14 protein-coding genes and 1 pseudogene are annotated in these 15,547 nt (G+C 72.7%); 4 read left to right on the forward strand and 11 right to left on the reverse strand.

The window, feature by feature from the left end:
- Nucleotides 1-134: 134 nt before the first annotated feature.
- Together ACFVTC_RS14410 and dapE are read right to left on the reverse strand one after the other, a co-directional pair.
- Nucleotides 135-893: a TIGR00730 family Rossman fold protein gene (locus ACFVTC_RS14410; RefSeq protein WP_390126886.1), complete on the reverse strand. Its 759-nt coding sequence runs from the start codon at nucleotides 891-893 to the stop codon at nucleotides 135-137.
- 107 nt (nucleotides 894-1,000) lie between these two features.
- Nucleotides 1,001-2,080, reverse strand: coding sequence for a succinyl-diaminopimelate desuccinylase (gene dapE, locus ACFVTC_RS14415; RefSeq protein WP_390126887.1), 1,080 nt, complete (start codon nucleotides 2,078-2,080; stop codon nucleotides 1,001-1,003).
- A gap of 109 nt (nucleotides 2,081-2,189) precedes the next feature.
- On the opposite strand from dapE, the gene ACFVTC_RS14420 reads away from it, so the two are divergent.
- Both ACFVTC_RS14420 and ACFVTC_RS14425 read left to right on the forward strand, forming a co-directional pair.
- Entirely contained in the window at nucleotides 2,190-3,218 is a 1,029-nt protein-coding gene (locus tag ACFVTC_RS14420; protein ID WP_390126889.1) for a heavy metal transporter, read from the forward strand.
- A 352-nt stretch (nucleotides 3,219-3,570) separates the two neighbouring features.
- Complete coding sequence (locus tag ACFVTC_RS14425) at nucleotides 3,571-4,017, forward strand: ATP-binding protein (protein WP_390126890.1); 447 nt, start codon at nucleotides 3,571-3,573, stop codon at nucleotides 4,015-4,017.
- A gap of 80 nt (nucleotides 4,018-4,097) precedes the next feature.
- Here ACFVTC_RS14425 and ACFVTC_RS14430 read toward each other — a convergent pair whose 3' ends face one another.
- Together ACFVTC_RS14430 and fdxA are read right to left on the reverse strand one after the other, a co-directional pair.
- Entirely contained in the window at nucleotides 4,098-5,189 is a 1,092-nt protein-coding gene (locus tag ACFVTC_RS14430; protein WP_390126891.1) for a bifunctional succinyldiaminopimelate transaminase/glutamate-prephenate aminotransferase, read from the reverse strand.
- Nucleotides 5,190-5,319: 130 nt separating this feature from the next.
- Nucleotides 5,320-5,640 carry a ferredoxin gene (gene fdxA / locus ACFVTC_RS14435; RefSeq protein WP_018089397.1) on the reverse strand — a complete coding sequence of 107 codons (321 nt, stop codon included), beginning with the start codon at nucleotides 5,638-5,640 and terminating at the stop codon, nucleotides 5,320-5,322.
- 140 nt (nucleotides 5,641-5,780) lie between these two features.
- Here fdxA and ACFVTC_RS14440 point away from each other — a divergent pair.
- Together ACFVTC_RS14440 and ACFVTC_RS14445 are read left to right on the forward strand one after the other, a co-directional pair.
- Nucleotides 5,781-6,767, forward strand: a pseudogene (locus ACFVTC_RS14440) (GNAT family N-acetyltransferase); the annotation flags it as partial.
- Nucleotides 6,768-7,063: 296 nt separating this feature from the next.
- Nucleotides 7,064-7,915 carry a tetratricopeptide repeat protein gene (locus tag ACFVTC_RS14445; RefSeq protein ID WP_390126892.1) on the forward strand — a complete coding sequence of 284 codons (852 nt, stop codon included), beginning with the start codon at nucleotides 7,064-7,066 and terminating at the stop codon, nucleotides 7,913-7,915.
- Between the two features lie 26 nt (nucleotides 7,916-7,941).
- On the opposite strand, the gene ACFVTC_RS14450 is transcribed toward ACFVTC_RS14445, so the two are convergent.
- The 7 genes from ACFVTC_RS14450 to mshB form a co-directional block, all read right to left on the reverse strand.
- Complete coding sequence (locus tag ACFVTC_RS14450) at nucleotides 7,942-8,556, reverse strand: response regulator transcription factor (protein WP_168530074.1); 615 nt, start codon at nucleotides 8,554-8,556, stop codon at nucleotides 7,942-7,944.
- Nucleotides 8,553-9,746, reverse strand: coding sequence for a sensor histidine kinase (locus tag ACFVTC_RS14455; protein WP_390126893.1), 1,194 nt, complete (start codon nucleotides 9,744-9,746; stop codon nucleotides 8,553-8,555). The genes ACFVTC_RS14450 and ACFVTC_RS14455 overlap by 4 nt, the downstream gene beginning before the upstream one ends.
- Nucleotides 9,743-10,483, reverse strand: coding sequence for an ABC transporter permease (locus ACFVTC_RS14460; RefSeq protein ID WP_168530072.1), 741 nt, complete (start codon nucleotides 10,481-10,483; stop codon nucleotides 9,743-9,745). The genes ACFVTC_RS14455 and ACFVTC_RS14460 overlap by 4 nt, the downstream gene beginning before the upstream one ends.
- Complete coding sequence (locus ACFVTC_RS14465; protein WP_390126894.1) at nucleotides 10,480-11,406, reverse strand: ABC transporter ATP-binding protein; 927 nt, start codon at nucleotides 11,404-11,406, stop codon at nucleotides 10,480-10,482. The genes ACFVTC_RS14460 and ACFVTC_RS14465 overlap by 4 nt, the downstream gene beginning before the upstream one ends.
- 167 nt (nucleotides 11,407-11,573) lie before the next feature.
- On the reverse strand, nucleotides 11,574-13,850 hold the full coding sequence (locus tag ACFVTC_RS14470) for a hypothetical protein (RefSeq protein ID WP_390126895.1): 2,277 nt from the start codon (nucleotides 13,848-13,850) through the stop codon (nucleotides 11,574-11,576).
- Between the two features lie 160 nt (nucleotides 13,851-14,010).
- On the reverse strand, nucleotides 14,011-14,430 hold the full coding sequence (locus ACFVTC_RS14475) for a DUF6113 family protein (protein WP_390126896.1): 420 nt from the start codon (nucleotides 14,428-14,430) through the stop codon (nucleotides 14,011-14,013).
- Nucleotides 14,427-15,392 (reverse strand): N-acetyl-1-D-myo-inositol-2-amino-2-deoxy-alpha-D-glucopyranoside deacetylase, encoded by a 966-nt coding sequence (gene mshB / locus ACFVTC_RS14480; RefSeq protein ID WP_390126897.1) that lies wholly within the window; start codon nucleotides 15,390-15,392, stop codon nucleotides 14,427-14,429. Before mshB ends, ACFVTC_RS14475 begins: the two co-directional genes overlap by 4 nt.
- Between the last annotated feature and the right edge of the window lie 155 nt (nucleotides 15,393-15,547).

Raw genomic sequence — 15,547 nt, forward strand, 5'->3', positions numbered from 1 at the left:
TTATTTTTTTTCACTCCCCCCCCCCCCCCCCCGCCGCTGCCGGGGGGGCGCGCGGCCCCGGCCCCCGGGGGGGCCCCCCGCCCCCGGCGGGTTCGGGGCCGAGAACCCCCGGGTCGCCCCGGGTCACCCCCGCGTCAGCGGCCCGCCTCCTTCGACACCAGGGCCACCGCCTCCTCCACCTCGTCCGTGAGGTGGAACAGGAGGAGGTCCTTCTCGGACGCCTTGCCCTGGGCGATCAGGGTGTTCTTGAGCCAGTCGACGAGCCCGCCCCAGTACTCCGTCCCGAAGAGGACGATCGGGAAGCGGGTCACCTTCTGGGTCTGGACGAGGGTGAGGGCCTCGAAGAGTTCGTCGAGGGTGCCGAGCCCACCGGGCAGCACCACGAACCCTTGGGCATATTTAACAAACATCATTTTTCGGACGAAGAAGTATCGGAAGTTCAGCCCGATGTCGACGTACTGGTTCAGGCCCTGCTCGAAGGGAAGCTCGATGCCGAGGCCGACGGAGACGCCCTTCGCCTCGCACGCGCCTTTGTTGGCGGCCTCCATCGCGCCGGGCCCACCCCCCGTGATGACGGCGAACCCGGCTTCGACCAGCCCCCGGCCGAGCGCGACGCCCGCCTCGTACTCGGGAGAGTCCACCGGCGTCCGGGCGGAGCCGAACACGCTGATCGCGGCGGGGAGTTCGGCGAGCGTGCCGAAGCCTTCGATGAATTCCGACTGGATGCGCAGCACCCGCCAGGGGTCGGTGTGCACCCAGTCCGAGGGCCCGCCCGCGTCCAGCAGCCGCTGGTCCGTGGTGCTCGCCTGGACCTGGCCCCGCCTGCGCAGCACCGGACCCAGCCGCTGCTCCTCCGGTGGCCGCTTCTTGCCCTCGGGGTTGCCAGTAGCCATGTGCGCTCCCTCCGCTTGCAATTGTTCAGCCCCAGGGTAGATCTCAGGGGGTTACGGAGGGGGGACATGCGCATGTCCGCCGCGCACCGTGGTGGAGCGCCTCCGCGTCAGGAGGCCAGCCAGGCCCGCAGCCGCTCCTCGGCCTCGGGGACGGCCGAGGCCCGTACCCGCTCGTCCTCCTTGTGCGCGAGCAGCGGGGCGCCGGGTCCGTAGTTCACCGCGGGCACCCCGAGCGCGCTGAAGCGGGCGACGTCCGTCCAGCCGAACTTGGGGCGGGCCTCGCCGCCGACGGCCGCCATGAAGGCCGCTGCCGCGGGGTGGGTCAGGCCGGGGCGGGCCCCGCCGGTGTGGTCGTCGACGACGAACTCGTCCACGCCGCAGTCCGCGAAGTAGTCGCGGACGAATGCCTCCGCCTCCGCCTCGGTGCGGTCCGGCGCGTAGCGGAAGTTGACGACGACGGTGCAGGCGTCGGGGATGACGTTGGTGGCCACGCCGCCCTCGATGCGGACGGCGTTGAGGCCCTCGTGGAAGCGGAGGCCGTCCACGACCGGCGTGCGCGGCTCGTACGCGGCGAGCCTCGCCAGGATCGGGGCCGCCGCGTGGATCGCGTTGGAACCCATCCAGGCACGCGCGGAGTGCGCCCGCTCCCCCTTGGTCCTCAGGAACATCCTGAGGGTGCCCTGGCAGCCGCCCTCCACCTCCCCGTCCGTCGGCTCCAGGAGGATGGCGAAGTCGCCTTCCAGCCAGTCGGGGTGGGCTTCCGCCACATGCTTCAGACCGTTCAGGTGGGCGGCGACCTCTTCGTTGTCGTAGAAGACGAAGGTGAGGTCGCGGTTGGGGGCGGCGACCGTGGCCGCGATCCTCAGCTGCACCGCCACACCCGACTTCATGTCGCAGGTGCCGCAGCCCCACAGGACGCCGTCCTCGTCGAGCCGGGAGGGCACGTTGCCCGCGGCGGGCACGGTGTCGATGTGACCGGCGAGGATCACGCGTTCGGGCCGCCCCAGGTTCGTCCGCGCCACGACGTTGTTGCCGTACCGGTCGACCGTGAGGTGCGGCAGTGCCCGCAGGGCGTCCTCGATGGCGTCCGCGAGGGGCTTCTCGCTGCCGCTCTCGGAGGGGAAGTCGACGAGCCGCGCGGTGAGCTCGGCGGCGTCGAGCGTGAGGTCAAGTGGGGTGTCGGCCATGTCCCCGACCCTAGCGCCCCGTCCCGTGGGCACCGGGCGTCGCGGTTCGCATCACAGTTGTCCACAACCTCACGCACCGTCAACAGGGTCCTCCAGTACCTTGTACGACGTGCCAGAGCCGTCCCCCACTCCCGCCCGGCGCGGTCGACTCCTTCGTTTCGGAGCGGCCGTCGCGGTCCTGTTCGCGCTCGCGGGCTATCTCGCCGTGCAGTACCTCACGGGAGGTGCCGGTGAGCCGCGCTGCCGGGTCGTCTCCGGCAAGGGCGACGACGCGTCGTACGAGTTCACACCCGAACAGGCGGTGAACGCGGCGACGATCTCGGCGGTCGGCAGCTCCCGCCGCCTGCCCGAGCGCGCGGTGGCCATCGCCCTGGCGACCGCGCTCCAGGAATCGAATCTGCGCAACATCAAGCACGGCGACCGGGACTCGCTCGGCCTGTTCCAGCAGCGGCCCTCGCAGGGCTGGGGCACGACGAAAGAGATCATGGACCCGACGTACGCGGCCGGTGTGTTCTACGAGCACCTGACCAAGGTGCCGGGCTACACACGGCTGCCGCTCACCGTCGCCGCGCAGCGTGTGCAGCGCAGCGGCTATCCCCAGGCGTACGCGAAGCACGAGCCGGACGCCACGATGCTGGCCGCGGCCCTCACCGGTCGCGCGGCGGCCACCCTGACCTGCCAGGGGAGTCCCGGGGCTACGCCGGTCGGCGGCCCCGACTCGGTGCGTGCCGCTCTGGTGCGCGACTTCGGGCACGAGGTGCTCCAGGACGCGGGTGCCGACATCTCCGCCCAGGGCGACTCCTCCGCGCCGGACGGCACGTCGTCGTCCTCGGCGGCGTCCGGACCGGCGTCGGCACGGGCATCGGGTTCCCCGTCTTCGACTTCTTCGGCCGTGTCCGCGCGGACCGTCACCGTGCCCGTGCGCGAGGACGCCTCCACCGGCACCGGTGTGCGCGGCTGGGAGCTGGCGCACTGGGCCGTGGCCAACTCCTCGGCCCTGCACATCGAGCGGGTGTCCTACGCGGGGCGGGAGTGGACGGCGGGGCGCAGAGAGGGCGAGTGGCTCGGGTCCGGCACCCAGGGCGCCCCGCCGGCGAAGCAGGCCGCCACCGAGGTCCGTATCGTCACCGCGCAGTAGTACGGAGGGTCACCCTTCGGAGGGACGCGCGGCAGCGCCGGGCACCGGGGTGGGCGGGTTTTCGCGTGAGCATGCCCGAATCCGTCGGATCCCTTGCGGACAAAGGGCCGTAAGGATTCAGCCGACTATCCGGTCGGGTGCTCTTTGCCCGTTTTTATCCACAGCCGATAATGCGACGCATTACCAATTCTTTGCGTCGGGTCACCGCAACCTTCGCGGGTTTCGAGCGGTAGTCACTGCGTCCGAGCCCGGAACGATCACGGCTCGACCGGCAGCCGGCCGGTCGGAGGCCGGCCGTCAACTCCCGGGCGCGATCGGACACTTCACCGTTCCCTCCCGTCTAAGGAGCATCATGTCCCTCCCCCTGACCCGCCGGATCGCCCGTGCCGCGCTGCTCATCGCGGCGGGAGCGGCGCCCGTGGTCGGTGCGGCCGGCTCCGCCGGAGCGGCGACCGCACTGCCGGCCACTCCCGACCTCGGCGGGCTCACCGCCCTGGACGGAGCGCACGTCGGCAACACGGTCGACGGTGCGACGCAGAACGTCACCGGGCTGGCGGGCACGGCCGGTGGCAACGCGGTCAAGAAGGCGGTGCCGGGCGCGGGCAGGACCGGCGGCAAGGTCGCCAAGACGGCGACGCCGGCCGCGCAGAAGGTGGCCGGGACCACGGCGGGGCAGGCCGGGAGCCTGCTCGGTGACACCACCAAGACGGCGACGGGCGGCGGCCTGCCGACCGACGCCGTGACCAAGGGCGGCCTGCCGACGGGACAGCTGCCCCTGAAGGGCCTGCCGCTCGGCTGACCTCACGGTCCTCACGACCGCGGTACGGCGGAGGGACCCGGGAGGTTTCCCGGGTCCCTCCGCCGTATCCGGGACACTCCCTAGAGGCGTTCCACCGCCGCGGCGACCCGCTCGTCCGTCGCCGTCAGTGCCACGCGGACGAACCTGTCGCCCGCCGGGCCGTAGAAGTCGCCCGGGGCGACGAGGATGCCGAGCCGCGCCAGATGGGCCACGGTGTCCCAGCAGGACTCGTCACGGGTGGCCCACAGGTACAGGCTCGCCTCGCTGTGCTCGATGCGGAAACCGTGGCGCACCAGGGCCTCGCGCAGGGCGGCACGGCGCACGGCGTAACGCTCACGCTGTTCGCGCACATGGGTGTCGTCCGACAGGGCGGCGACCACGGCGGCCTGGGTCGGCGCGGACGTCATCATGCCGCCGTGCTTGCGGATCTCGAGGAGCTCACCGAGGACGGCGGGGTCACCGGCGAGGAACGCGGCGCGGTAGCCGGCCAGGTTCGAGCGCTTCGAGAGCGAGTGGACCGCGACGATCCCCTCGTACGAGCCGCCGCACACGTCCGGGTGCAGGACCGAGACCGGGTCGGCCTCCCAGCCCAGTTCGAGGTAGCACTCGTCGGAGAAGACCAGGACGCCGTGCTCACGGGCCCAGGCGACGATCCGAGTGAGGTCGGACGCCGAGAGCACCCTGCCGGTCGGGTTCGACGGGGAGTTCAGCCACAGGAGCTTGAGGTCCGTGGGATCCAGCTCGGTGGGGTCCTCGTAGCCGACGTGGTCCGCGCGGGCCAGCCGTGCGCCGACCTCGTACGTCGGGTACGCCAGGCGCGGGTAGGCGATCTTGTCGCCGGGGCCGAGGCCCAGCTGGGTCGGGAGCCAGGCGACCAGTTCCTTGGAACCGACGATCGGCAGCACGTGGTGGTGGGTGACCCCGCGGGCGCCGAGCCGTCGCTCCACCCAGCCCGTGAGCGCGTCCCGCAGTCCGGGGGTGCCCCACACCGTGGGATAGCCCGGCGAGTCCGCGGCCGCGATCAGAGCTTTCTGGATCAGCTCGGGCACGGGGTCGACCGGGGTGCCGACCGAGAGGTCGACGATGCCGCCCGGGTGAGCGGCGGCGGTCGCCTTGTAGGGCTCCAGCTTGTCCCAGGGAAACGCGGGAAGCCGGTCGGAGACTGCGGACACGGGATCGGGCTCACTTTCTCGTACGGACGACCACCCGTACGTGTGACGGTCACGGACTGCCACGGCAAACGCCTCGGTCCCGTACGGCGGTGAGGCCGTACGGGACCGAGGCGGCGCGTGTGCGGGCCGCTTACTGGTTCTGCGGCGGCAGCGCTGCGATGAAGGGGTGGTCGCGCTCGATCAGACCGAGCTTGCTGGCGCCGCCGGGCGAGCCGAGTTCGTCGAAGAACTCGACGTTCGCCTTGTAGTAGTCCTTCCACTCTTCCGGAGTGTCGTCTTCGTAGAAGATCGCCTCGACCGGGCACACCGGCTCACAGGCTCCGCAGTCGACGCATTCGTCCGGGTGGATGTACAAGGACCGGGAGCCCTCGTAGATGCAGTCGACCGGGCACTCCTCGATGCACGCCTTGTCCTTGACGTCGACACAAGGCTGCGCGATGACGTAGGTCACGCTGTCGTTCCTCCTCGATAGGGCGCTGGCGGGCCTGCGTAGGCTCCGCCGCCTGGCGCGCGGGAGCGCGGCGTCGTCGATGCCCGCACCTAGTATCTCCGTTCCGGGGCATGATCCGAACAGGAGGGGTGAACTGACCTGTGGAAATCTCTGCGGCCGGACGGCTCAAGGTCCATATCACCACTGCTGACGTGGGCAAACGCGTCTCTGTTCGGCAGTTGATCGAAGATGGTGGCGCGGGTGAGAAGTTCACCGACACGGTAGGCGTTCTCACATCATGGGACGACGGCGTGCTGCTGATCACACGACGCGGCGGGGAGAGTGTCCGGATTCCGCAGTCCGCGCTGGTCGCGGGCAAGGTCGTCCCGGCCGCCCCGGCGCGTCGCCGCGGGCCCGCGGCGACGTACGAGGAGCTGGCGCGGGCCGCCGCGCGTGCCTGGCGGCCGGTGGAGAGCGAACGGCTCGGGGACTGGGAGCTGCGGGCGGCCTCCGGTTTCACCCGGCGCGCCAACTCCGTGCTGCCGCTCGGCGAGCCCGGCGTACCGCTGGACGAGGCGCTGACCCGGGTACGCGACTGGTACGCGGCCCGTGGGCTGCCCGCGCGCGTGCAGACCGCCACCGGCGCCGAGGGCACGCAGGAGGCGCTCTGCGCGGAGCTGGAGGCGCGCGGCTGGACGCGTGAGGTCACGGCCGGGCTGTGGATCGGCCCGCTGGCACCCCTCGGCGACCGTGCGGCCCCCGACGTCGTCCTGTCCCGCACCGCGGACGCCGCATGGCTGGACCGCTATCAGCGCAAGGGGCTCGGCGACGTCGCCCTGAAGGTGCTGGGCGGCGGGCCCTCGGTGTGGTTCGCGACGGTTGCGGGCACGGCCGGTGAGGCGCCGGCCGCGATCGGGCGGTGCGTCGTGGACGGGCGGTGGGCCGGTTTCGCGGCCGTCGAGGTCGATCCGGCGCACCGCCGGCGGGGCCTTGCCACCGCCGTCATGGCCGCGCTGGCCGGCCGGGCCCTGGAGGAGGGCGCCTCGGCGGCCTGGCTCCAGGTGGAGTCGGACAACGCGGGAGCGCGGGAGCTGTACACCGGCCTGGGCTTCGCCCCGCATCACGCGTACCACCACTACCGCGCGCCACGGACGCCGGACGAGCCCGTCCGACCCACCGGGACCGAAGCCGAGAACACGCACGGCCGACCCACCGGGACCGAAGCCGACGACACGCACGGCCGACCCACCGGGACCGAAGCCGACCACACGCACGGCCGACCCACCGGGACCGAAGCCGACGACACGCACTCCGCCGCACGGGGCTCCGGACCCGGCGGCACGCACGACGTCCCGGGCGATGCCGGAACCGACCGCTCGCACAGCGCACTCCCCCTGGACGGCGGCGACCGCTCCGCGTCGGCGTGACGGGGGGCGAGGCCGGCATGGGTTCCCCTCGTCCGCCGGGGCCGGAGCGTGCCGCGGAGGTGCGGCGGCTGTTCGCCGAGCAGGCGCGGTCCGAGCGGCCCGATCTGGCGCTGCTGTGTCTGCTGGTGGGGGCCGCGGCGGACGGGGAGCTGGACGAGGCGGGGATCGACGCGGCGCAGATCGAGCTGGACGAGTTGGCCGGACGGCTGCCGTTCCGGCCCGGCGGACCACGCTCCTGGGCCACGACGCTGGCCGGACTGCTCGGCGAGCGCTGCGGGTTCCGCGGCTCGCCCGGCGACTACCAGCGGCTCGAGTCGTCGCTGCTGCACCAGGTGCTGCGGCGGCGCCGGGGCCTGCCCATCCTGCTGTCCGTGGTCTGGGTGGAGGTGGCCAGGAGGGCCGGCGCCCCGGTGTACGGGGTCGCTCTGCCCGGGCACTTCGTGGTGGGCTTCGGACCGCCCGAGGAGCAGGTGCTCGCCGATCCCTTCGACGGCGGCCGGGTACTGAGCGGCCCGGACGCCGAGCTGCTCGTGCAGGGGGCCACCGGTGCGCCCCTGCACCCGTCGATGCTGGGGCCCGCCGATCCCCTCGACGTGGTCGTGCGGGTCCTGAACAACGTCCGGGCGTGGGCGGCCGTGCGGCCGGAGCGGTCGGATGTGGCCCTGTGGGCAATCGAGTTGTGCCTGCTGATGCCCTCGCACCCGGCCCGGCTGCGCTATGAGCGGGCGCAACTCCTCGTGCAGCGAGGGGACTTCCTCGCGGGCGCGGCCGAACTCGACGCGTACGCGGAAGTCGTGACGGCGGTCGATCCGCCGACCGCGGAACGGGTACGGGGGCAGGCCCGAGCGGCGCGGGCGATGCTCAACTGAGGCCGCCGCGAAGGCGCGGACCCGGCCTACAGCCAGCCCTTCTCCCGCGCGATCCGCACCGCCTCCGCGCGGTTGCGGACCGCGAGTTTCTGGATCGCCGTGGAGAGGTAGTTGCGGACCGTGCCCTGGGAGAGGTGCAGGGCCTTGGCGAGCTCCGCGTTCGTGGAACCGTCGGCCGCCGCGCGCAGCACCTCGCGCTCGCGGTCGGTCAGCGGGTTCGCTCCCTCGGCGAGGGCCGCGGCCGCGAGCCCGGGGTCGATGACGCGCTCACCGGCGAGCACCTTGCGTACCGCCGTCGCGAGTTGGGCCGCCGGGGCGTCCTTGACCAGGAAGGCGTCGGCACCGGACTCCATGGCGCTGCGCAGATAGCCGGGGCGTCCGAAGGTGGTGAGGATGAGCAGCTTGATGCCGGGGAGTTCCCTGTGGACCTCGGCCGCTGCCTCGATGCCCGTCTTTCCCGGCATCTCGATGTCGAGGAGCGCCACGTCGACGTCGTTCGCGCGCGCCGCGGCCAGCACCTCGTCGCCGCGCGCCACCTGGGCGACCACCTCGATGTCCGGTTCGAGGCCCAGCAGGGCCGCCAGCGCCTCGCGGACCATCGACTGGTCCTCGGCGAGCAGGACCTTGATCGTGCGGCTCATGCACCGGATCCTACGGGGTGCCCCCCGGCGTCGGCAGGGGCCTCGGCCGGCACCCGGGCGACCAGCCGGAAGCCCCTGCGCACCCGGCCCGCCTCCAGCGTCCCGCCGGCCTTCTCCAGGCGCTCGGTCAGCCCCGTGAGCCCGTTCCCGGGACCGTCGCCGGAACCGCCCGACCCGTCGTCCTCCACGACCAGTTCGAGCACCGGGCCGTCCAGCGTCTGGCGGCGCACGAGCTCCACCGCGCAGCGCCGGGCCCCGCTGTGCCGTACGACGTTGGTGATCGCCTCGCGCAGCGCCCAGGCCAGCGCGGACTCGGTCTCCTCGGCGACGCCGGCGGCGCCGACGACATCGGCGAGGTCCGGCTCGGTGGGCAGGTCCGCCGTGACGCCGGCCGCCGTCAACGCGACCTGGGCGCCCGCGAGTTCGCCGGACAGCCGGGGTCTGCGGTAGCCGGTGACGGCCTCGCGCACGTCGACCAGGGCCTGCCGGCTGACCTGTTCGATGTCGGCGACCTGCTGGGCCGCCTTCTCGGGCTGGCCGGGGAGCATCCGTCCGGCCAGCTCGCTCTTGAGCGTGATGAGCGACAGCGAGTGGCCGAGCAGGTCGTGCAGGTCCCGGGCCAGCCGCAGGCGCTCCTCGTTCGCGGCCAGTTGGGCAACGGTCGCGCGGGCCTCGCGCAACGCGATCGTCGTGCGGACCAGTTCGCGGACGCCGGTCATCGCGAACCCGCCGAGGAAGGCCGGGATGAGCAGCCCCGCCAGATACGCCTTGCCGCCCGGGACCGCCAGCGCGATCGCCGTCAGCAGGGCGGACACGGCCGGGATGGCCCAGCGGGACATCCGCAGCGGGAGCACGGCCCCGGAAGCGATCGAGACGTACACGAACAGGACGAGCCACTCCCGCCCGAGGCTGAGGGCGAGGAGGCCGGACTGGGCCGCCAGTACCACCAGCGAGCCCAGCACCAGGGGGGTGGCCTCGCCGCGGCCGGTACGGAAGACCAGCATCCCGTACCAGGCGACGAAGACCACCAGGCCGATCCAGCCGAGCACGACGACGCCGGTGCTGTGGCCGCCGTGCACGAGGTCGCTGACGGGCGCGCTCAGATAGACCAGCCAGATGCCCGTCCAGACGGCCTTGATCAACCGCTGCCTGTGGTTCCGCGGGGGTTGCCCGATGCCTACGCTGCTCACGCTTTCAGCGTGTCCTTCCGGTACAGCCAGGCCGCGCCGCCCGCGAAGAGGAGGAAGGACACGGCGAGGATGGCGAGGTCCTTCGCGTGCGGGGCGTCGCCCAGCTCGATCGACCGCCCGAGGGCAGCGTACGCGTGGGTCGGCAGCCAGGACGCGATCTTCTGCAGCCAGTCGGGGAATGTGGTCGTGGGCATCCACAGACCGCCGAGCACCGACAGTCCGAAGTACAGGATCATCGTGATCGGGCGGACCGCGTCACCGCTCGCCAGATAGCCGACCGCCACGCCGAGCGCGGCGAAGACGAGGCTGCCTGCCCAGATCGCGCCGGTGAGCGCGAGCCACTGCCAGGCGTCCAGCCGTACGTGCTTCACGGCGGCGGCGACCGCGAAGACGACCACGATCGACGGCAGGCTGATGACGGCGGCGCTGGCGGTCTTCGCCAGCACATAGCCGCGGCCGGGCAGCGTGGTGAGCCTGAGCTGCCGTACCCAGCCGCTCTCGCGCTCCTTGGCGATCCGCTCGCTGTTGCCCATCAGGACGGCCGTCAGCGCCCCGAAGGAGGCCATGGAGACCATGAAGAAGGTCGGCAGGGTGAGCCCGGTGCCGTCGACCTTGGTGGTGTCGTCGGCGCTGCCCGCGATCAGCAGGAACAGGGCGGAGGGATAGATCACCGAGAAGAACAGGAACTTCTTGTTGCGCAGGGCACGGGTGATCTCGAGGCGGATGAGGCTGTTCACTGCGACTTCGCCTCCTCGGCGGCGGTGATGGCGACGAAGGCCTGCTCCAGGCCGAGTCCGGCGACTTCGAGATTGCGGGGGTAGAAGCCGAGCCCGTACAGCGCGTGCACGGTCGCGTCGGCGTCGGAGGACTGGATGCGGACGGTGTGCCCGGAGACGTCGATCGTCGTCAGGAAGGGCAGGGCCCGCAGCGCGGTCTCGTCGATGGGGTCTTCCAGGTCGAAGGCGATCCGGCGGGCGCCGGCCTTCGCCTTGATCTCGGCGGCGGTACCGTCGGCCAGCAGCCGGCCCCGGTGCAGCACGAGCACCCGGTCGGCGATGGCGTCGGCCTCTTCCAGGTAGTGCGTGGCGAACAGCACGGTCCGGCCCTGTTCGGCCTGTTCGCGCATGGTGGCCCAGAATGCCTGGCGGGCGGAGACGTCCATGCCCGTGGTGGGTTCGTCGAGCACGATCAGATCGTTCGCCCCGGCGGTGGCGAGCGCGAAGCGGACGCGCTGCTCCTGGCCGCCGGAGAGCTTGTTGACCTTGCGGTCGGCGATCTGCGAGATACCCGCGCGGGCCAGCACCTCGGTGACCCTGAACGGCTTCGGGTGCAACTGGCAGGCGAGTCTGACCAGTTCGACGACCGTCACCTCGTCCATCAGGCCGCCGCTCTGCAGCATGGCGCCCACCCGGCCGCCGACGATGGCCTCGCGGGGGCTGGTGCCGAACACCCGGACGGTGCCGCTGTCGGCGTGCTTGAGGCCGAGGAGCAGGTCCAGGGCGGTCGACTTGCCCGCGCCGTTCGGCCCCAGCAGGGCGACGGTCTCGCCCGGGTGCAGGTCGAGCGTGAGCCCGTCCACGGCGCGCACATCGCCGTACGTCTTGGTCACCTGGTCGAATCCGACCACCGGGGTGGTGGGCGGTGCCGCTGTCGTTGTCATGCCGACCATGGTGGCCGCGGGGACCCGGTGCCCGGCAGTGTCGGCGGTCCCGAGTGCCGGATGACAGATGTCATACGGACAGGGTGACGGACGCGGCGGCGGACACAGTGGCGGACATGGCGAGGGGGGCGCCCGGTGGACGCCCCCCTCGTACGGTCAGAACATGCCTAGCCCGGGTTCGTGGCGATGACCGCGATCCGGTTGGTCTTGCTCATCAGCGCCTGTCGCAGGGCGCCGTAGACGTCCTGGGGCGTGACGGGCGTCTTCTCGCCGTTGCCCCGGGCGATGAGCACACCGTCGAACGTCTGGCCGTAGAGCGCCTTCAGAGCGCTCAGGTCGGGCTTGTCGACGAGCTTGCCGTCGGTGGCCGTCACCCGGAGGAACTTCCACAGCGACTTCTGCGGGCTCAACGGGATCGAGTGCGCCTCGTCCGTCCGTACGATCACGGAAGCCGACATCGCGGGCTGGGCGAACTTCGCCATCATCCGGTCGACCTCGGCGTCCGAGACGGTCGGCTGACGGGTCGTGGTGGCGACCTTCACCGGGGTGGCCGAGCCGGTCTCGACCTGGGCCCGGTACGCGTCCTCGACGGCCTGGGTGGAGCCCGCCACGTCGACGCCCTTGCCCGTCTTGCCGTAGACGGCGACGGCCTTGCCGGACTCGAACCTGATCGTGCCGTCGTTCGCCGAGCCGGAGCCGCCCGCGACGCGCTCCAGGGCGGCCTGCAGCTTCTCCTTGTCGACGGGCATGTCCGGTGCGACGACGCGCTTCTGGCCGAACAGCGAACCGATCACGGAGACCGGGTTGTAGTCGCTGCCCGCGGCGGCGCGGACGGTGGCCTGGCTGTCCAGCTGGAGCCCGGCCTGGTCCGGCTTGAGCGAGACGGTGGTGTCGTTCACCGTCAGCTTGAGCGGCTTGTTCATATTGGCCCCGAAGGCGTCGTCGAGCTTCTTGACGGCCTCGTCCCGGGTGCCGCCGCCGATGTCGACGCCGAGCACGGTGGTGCCCTTGGGCACGTCCGAGTGGTTCATCAGCAGCCCCGCGCCGTACGCGCCACCGGCCAGGACCACCACGAGGACGCCCAGCAGGGCCGGCTTGTTGCGGCCCTTCTTCTTGGCCGGCTTGGACGGCGCGGCCGGCTTCGGGGCCGGCGCGGACGCCCTCGGCGGGGTGTGCGGCAGCGGGCCGTCGGTGTGCGTGCCCGGTCCGAACGGGGAGTTCGGGGCCGCCGGCACGACGGGGATGCCACTGGTCAGGGTGTGACCGGAGACGTTGCCCCCGGGGGCGCCGTAGCCGTGGCCGCCCGGGTCGGGCGCGGGCTTCTGCGGGGTGAGGATCGCGGTGTCGTCGCTGAGACCGCCCCCGGAGTAGCCGGTCCCCGTGCTCGGACCACCGAGGCCGCCAGGTCCACCCGGTCCGCCATGACCACGCGGGCCACCCGGGCCACCCGGGCCACCCGCGGCCAGGCTGCCCGGAGCCACGCCGGGGCCGGCCGGGGGCACCAGCGGGCCGTCTCCGGTGACCGGACCGCCGGTCGGGCCCACCGGGCCACCCACGCCGTTGTCGGAGAAATTCTCCGCGAAGTACGGGAGGTCGTCGCGGCGCGGTTCGCCGCCCGGACCGCCGGAGCCGCCCGGACCACCGTTGCCGGCCGGACCGTCGGTGCCGATGGCCGGGAAGGACGCCGTGTTGCCCAGCGCCGCGGAGACGTCGAAGGAACCGGTGCCGCCGCCGTGGCCGGGGGCCACGGGTCCGGCGCCGGTGGCGCCGGGAAGTCCCGCGCCGTTGGTGCCGCCGCCCCCGCCCGGACGGGGGATGTTCGCCCCGCCGGGGCGGACCCCGCCGGTGATGCCCAGCGGACCGGCGCCGCTCGCGCCACCGGGAGCACCCGCGGCGCCGTTGCCGCCCGGAGCTCCCGGACGTGCGCCGCCGGCTCCCGGGCCGCCCGGCGCACCCGTGCCCGGCGGCAACGCCGGACCCGAACCGCCGGGCAGGCCCGCACCGTTGGTGGACCCGCCGCCCGGGCCGCCCTTGGGCGCGCCGGACTTGCGGGGTGCGAACCAGTCGCTGGACTTCTCCCCGGGCCCGGCCTCGCCCGCACCGTCGGCCGCGGGGGCCGCGGCCGCCGGCGGACCTATGGCGCGCTGCGTCTCCGCGGGCGGTCCCGCGGGGGCCGCGGGCTCGGCGGGCACGTCGGCGTCCCCGACCGGTGTGCGGACGACGACCGGCGGGATCGGCCGCGATCCGGGGATGTTGATCCGGATCCGTGTCGTCAGTGTGGTCTCGGTCTTGCGCTCCTCCGGCGGCGTGCCGCCGGCCGAACGGCCCGCGTCGGCACCGATATCGGAAGCCATGGGGGTCCCGTAAGGGGGCGTCCCCGACGGGTACGCGGCTCCACCGCGCCCGTTGGGCCCGGAGGACGAACTGTCAGTTTCACGACTCAAGGCAGGTTCTCCCGGTTGGCTCCGCCGCCCGTTTACTCGACCTCATCTCGGGCAGCTCGGCGGCGCGCACCACCATACTGGCCGTGTCCGGCCCGCAAACCTCGCCCGCGAAGGAAACTGCCACAGGACCCGCACCCGTCCGATACGGCGAAGTGGTACGTCACTTCCCAAGTCGGACGCCGGAGCCGTCCGGTTGCCGCCCCAGCCCAAGGGTGGCGCAGATCACAGCGACAGCCATCCCGCCGAGCAGGAAGAGGTACGAACCGAGGCCCGCGCCGAAGAGGAAGTCCCCTTCCGGACGGCTGGCGGTGAGCAGCACCACCGCGACCATCCAGCCCGCCGCGGGCGCGACGGCGCCGGCCCGGGACCCGGTGGCCCGGGAGCCGCCCAGGAAGAGCCCGGCCGCCCCCGCCAGGGCCAGCAGCAGACCCCCGGGGAACCAGCCCGACTGCACCAGCGTTCCGGCCGCCCCGACCACGGCGCCGAGCACGAACAGACCCGTGCAGGCGGCCGCCCGTCCGGGCGAGGGGGTCCGCAGTGGCTGGGCGAGCAGGCTCCCGCGCTGTCCGCTCGTACTCATCGTGTCTCCGTCTCCGTCGTCGTCGCCGTCGTCTCGGTCGTCGCCGTCGTCTCGGTCGTCTCGGTCGTCTCCGTCCGGTCACCGGTCCCGGCGAACAGATCCGTCTCCCGGTCCGCACCCGCGCGCTCCCCGCGCACCAACTCGTAGTACTCGGTGGTGAGAAGTGGCTGGGCAAGCGCGTTCGAGAGCGCGAACCACGGCTCGGCCACCTCGATCTGGGTGACGTGCGCCCGCAGGGCGGCGGCCTTCACGGCGGCGTACGCGGTCCCGTCGATCTCGGTGGTGATCACCGCGTCGTCGACGACACCCGGTACGTCGTCCAAGGCGGCCGACGCGTCGAAGGGCAGCCCGGGGAGTGCCTCACGCAGCCGCTCGAAGCCGTCCTCGGCGACCGAGCGGGGTACGCGGTTCCAGTAGACCTTGGCGATCTCCCAGGGTGCGCCGAGGTCGGCGCGGACGGCCGGGTCGGCGGCCAGTTCGGTCGCGCGCAGGGCGACGCGGTGCGCCTGGATGTGGTCGGGGTGCCCATAACCCCCATCGGGGTCATAGGTGACGAGCACATGCGGGCGTACCTCACGGATCACCTCGACGAGATGGGCGGCGGCCTCGTCCACGTCGGCGGCCCAGAAGGCGCCCGCGCGGTGGTTCTGCTCGACGCCCATCATCCCGGAGTCGCGGTAGCGGCCGGGGCCCCCGAGGAAGCGGTGGTCGGTGACCCCGAGCTCCTTCATGGCGGCGGCCAGCTCACCGGCCCGGTGCGGGCCGAGTCCGCCCTCGCGGTCGGGTGCGAGGTGCGCGAGTCCGGGCGGGATGACCTCGCCCTCCTCGCCGAGGGTGCAGGTCACCAGCGTCACGAGGGCGCCCTCGGCCGTGTACCTGGCCATGGTGGCGCCGTTGTTGATCGACTCGTCGTCCGGGTGCGCGTGCACCAGGAGCAGACGCCGGTCGGGCAGTTCCGTCATGGCACCCACCCTACGAGGCGCCGGTTCCTCCGGGTGCTGCCCGGGTTCCTCACCGCTCCAGGTCATCGAGGACGCCGAGCACACGAGCACCGGCCGGTGACCGGCTTTCTCACGCCGCCGGCGGTCGGGGCGGGCTGGGGTACGCGCGGGACACG

The organism is Streptomyces sp. NPDC057950, from assembly GCF_042887295.1.
In the GTDB taxonomy this organism is placed as follows: domain Bacteria; phylum Actinomycetota; class Actinomycetes; order Streptomycetales; family Streptomycetaceae; genus Streptomyces; species Streptomyces kaempferi.

What these genes read in the sequence shown, in the direction of transcription:
- dapE (WP_390126887.1), bottom strand. Translation starts at nt 2,080, where the DNA reads ATGGCCGACACCCCACTTGACCTCACGCTCGACGCCGCCGAGCTCACC.
- ACFVTC_RS14410 (WP_390126886.1), bottom strand. Translation starts at nt 893, where the DNA reads ATGGCTACTGGCAACCCCGAGGGCAAGAAGCGGCCACCGGAGGAGCAG.
- mshB (WP_390126897.1), bottom strand. Translation starts at nt 15,392, where the DNA reads ATGACGGAACTGCCCGACCGGCGTCTGCTCCTGGTGCACGCGCACCCG.
- ACFVTC_RS14445 (WP_390126892.1), top strand. Translation starts at nt 7,064, where the DNA reads ATGGGTTCCCCTCGTCCGCCGGGGCCGGAGCGTGCCGCGGAGGTGCGG.
- ACFVTC_RS14475 (WP_390126896.1), bottom strand. Translation starts at nt 14,430, where the DNA reads ATGAGTACGAGCGGACAGCGCGGGAGCCTGCTCGCCCAGCCACTGCGG.
- ACFVTC_RS14425 (WP_390126890.1), top strand. Translation starts at nt 3,571, where the DNA reads ATGTCCCTCCCCCTGACCCGCCGGATCGCCCGTGCCGCGCTGCTCATC.
- ACFVTC_RS14450 (WP_168530074.1), bottom strand. Translation starts at nt 8,556, where the DNA reads ATGAGCCGCACGATCAAGGTCCTGCTCGCCGAGGACCAGTCGATGGTC.
- ACFVTC_RS14465 (WP_390126894.1), bottom strand. Translation starts at nt 11,406, where the DNA reads ATGACAACGACAGCGGCACCGCCCACCACCCCGGTGGTCGGATTCGAC.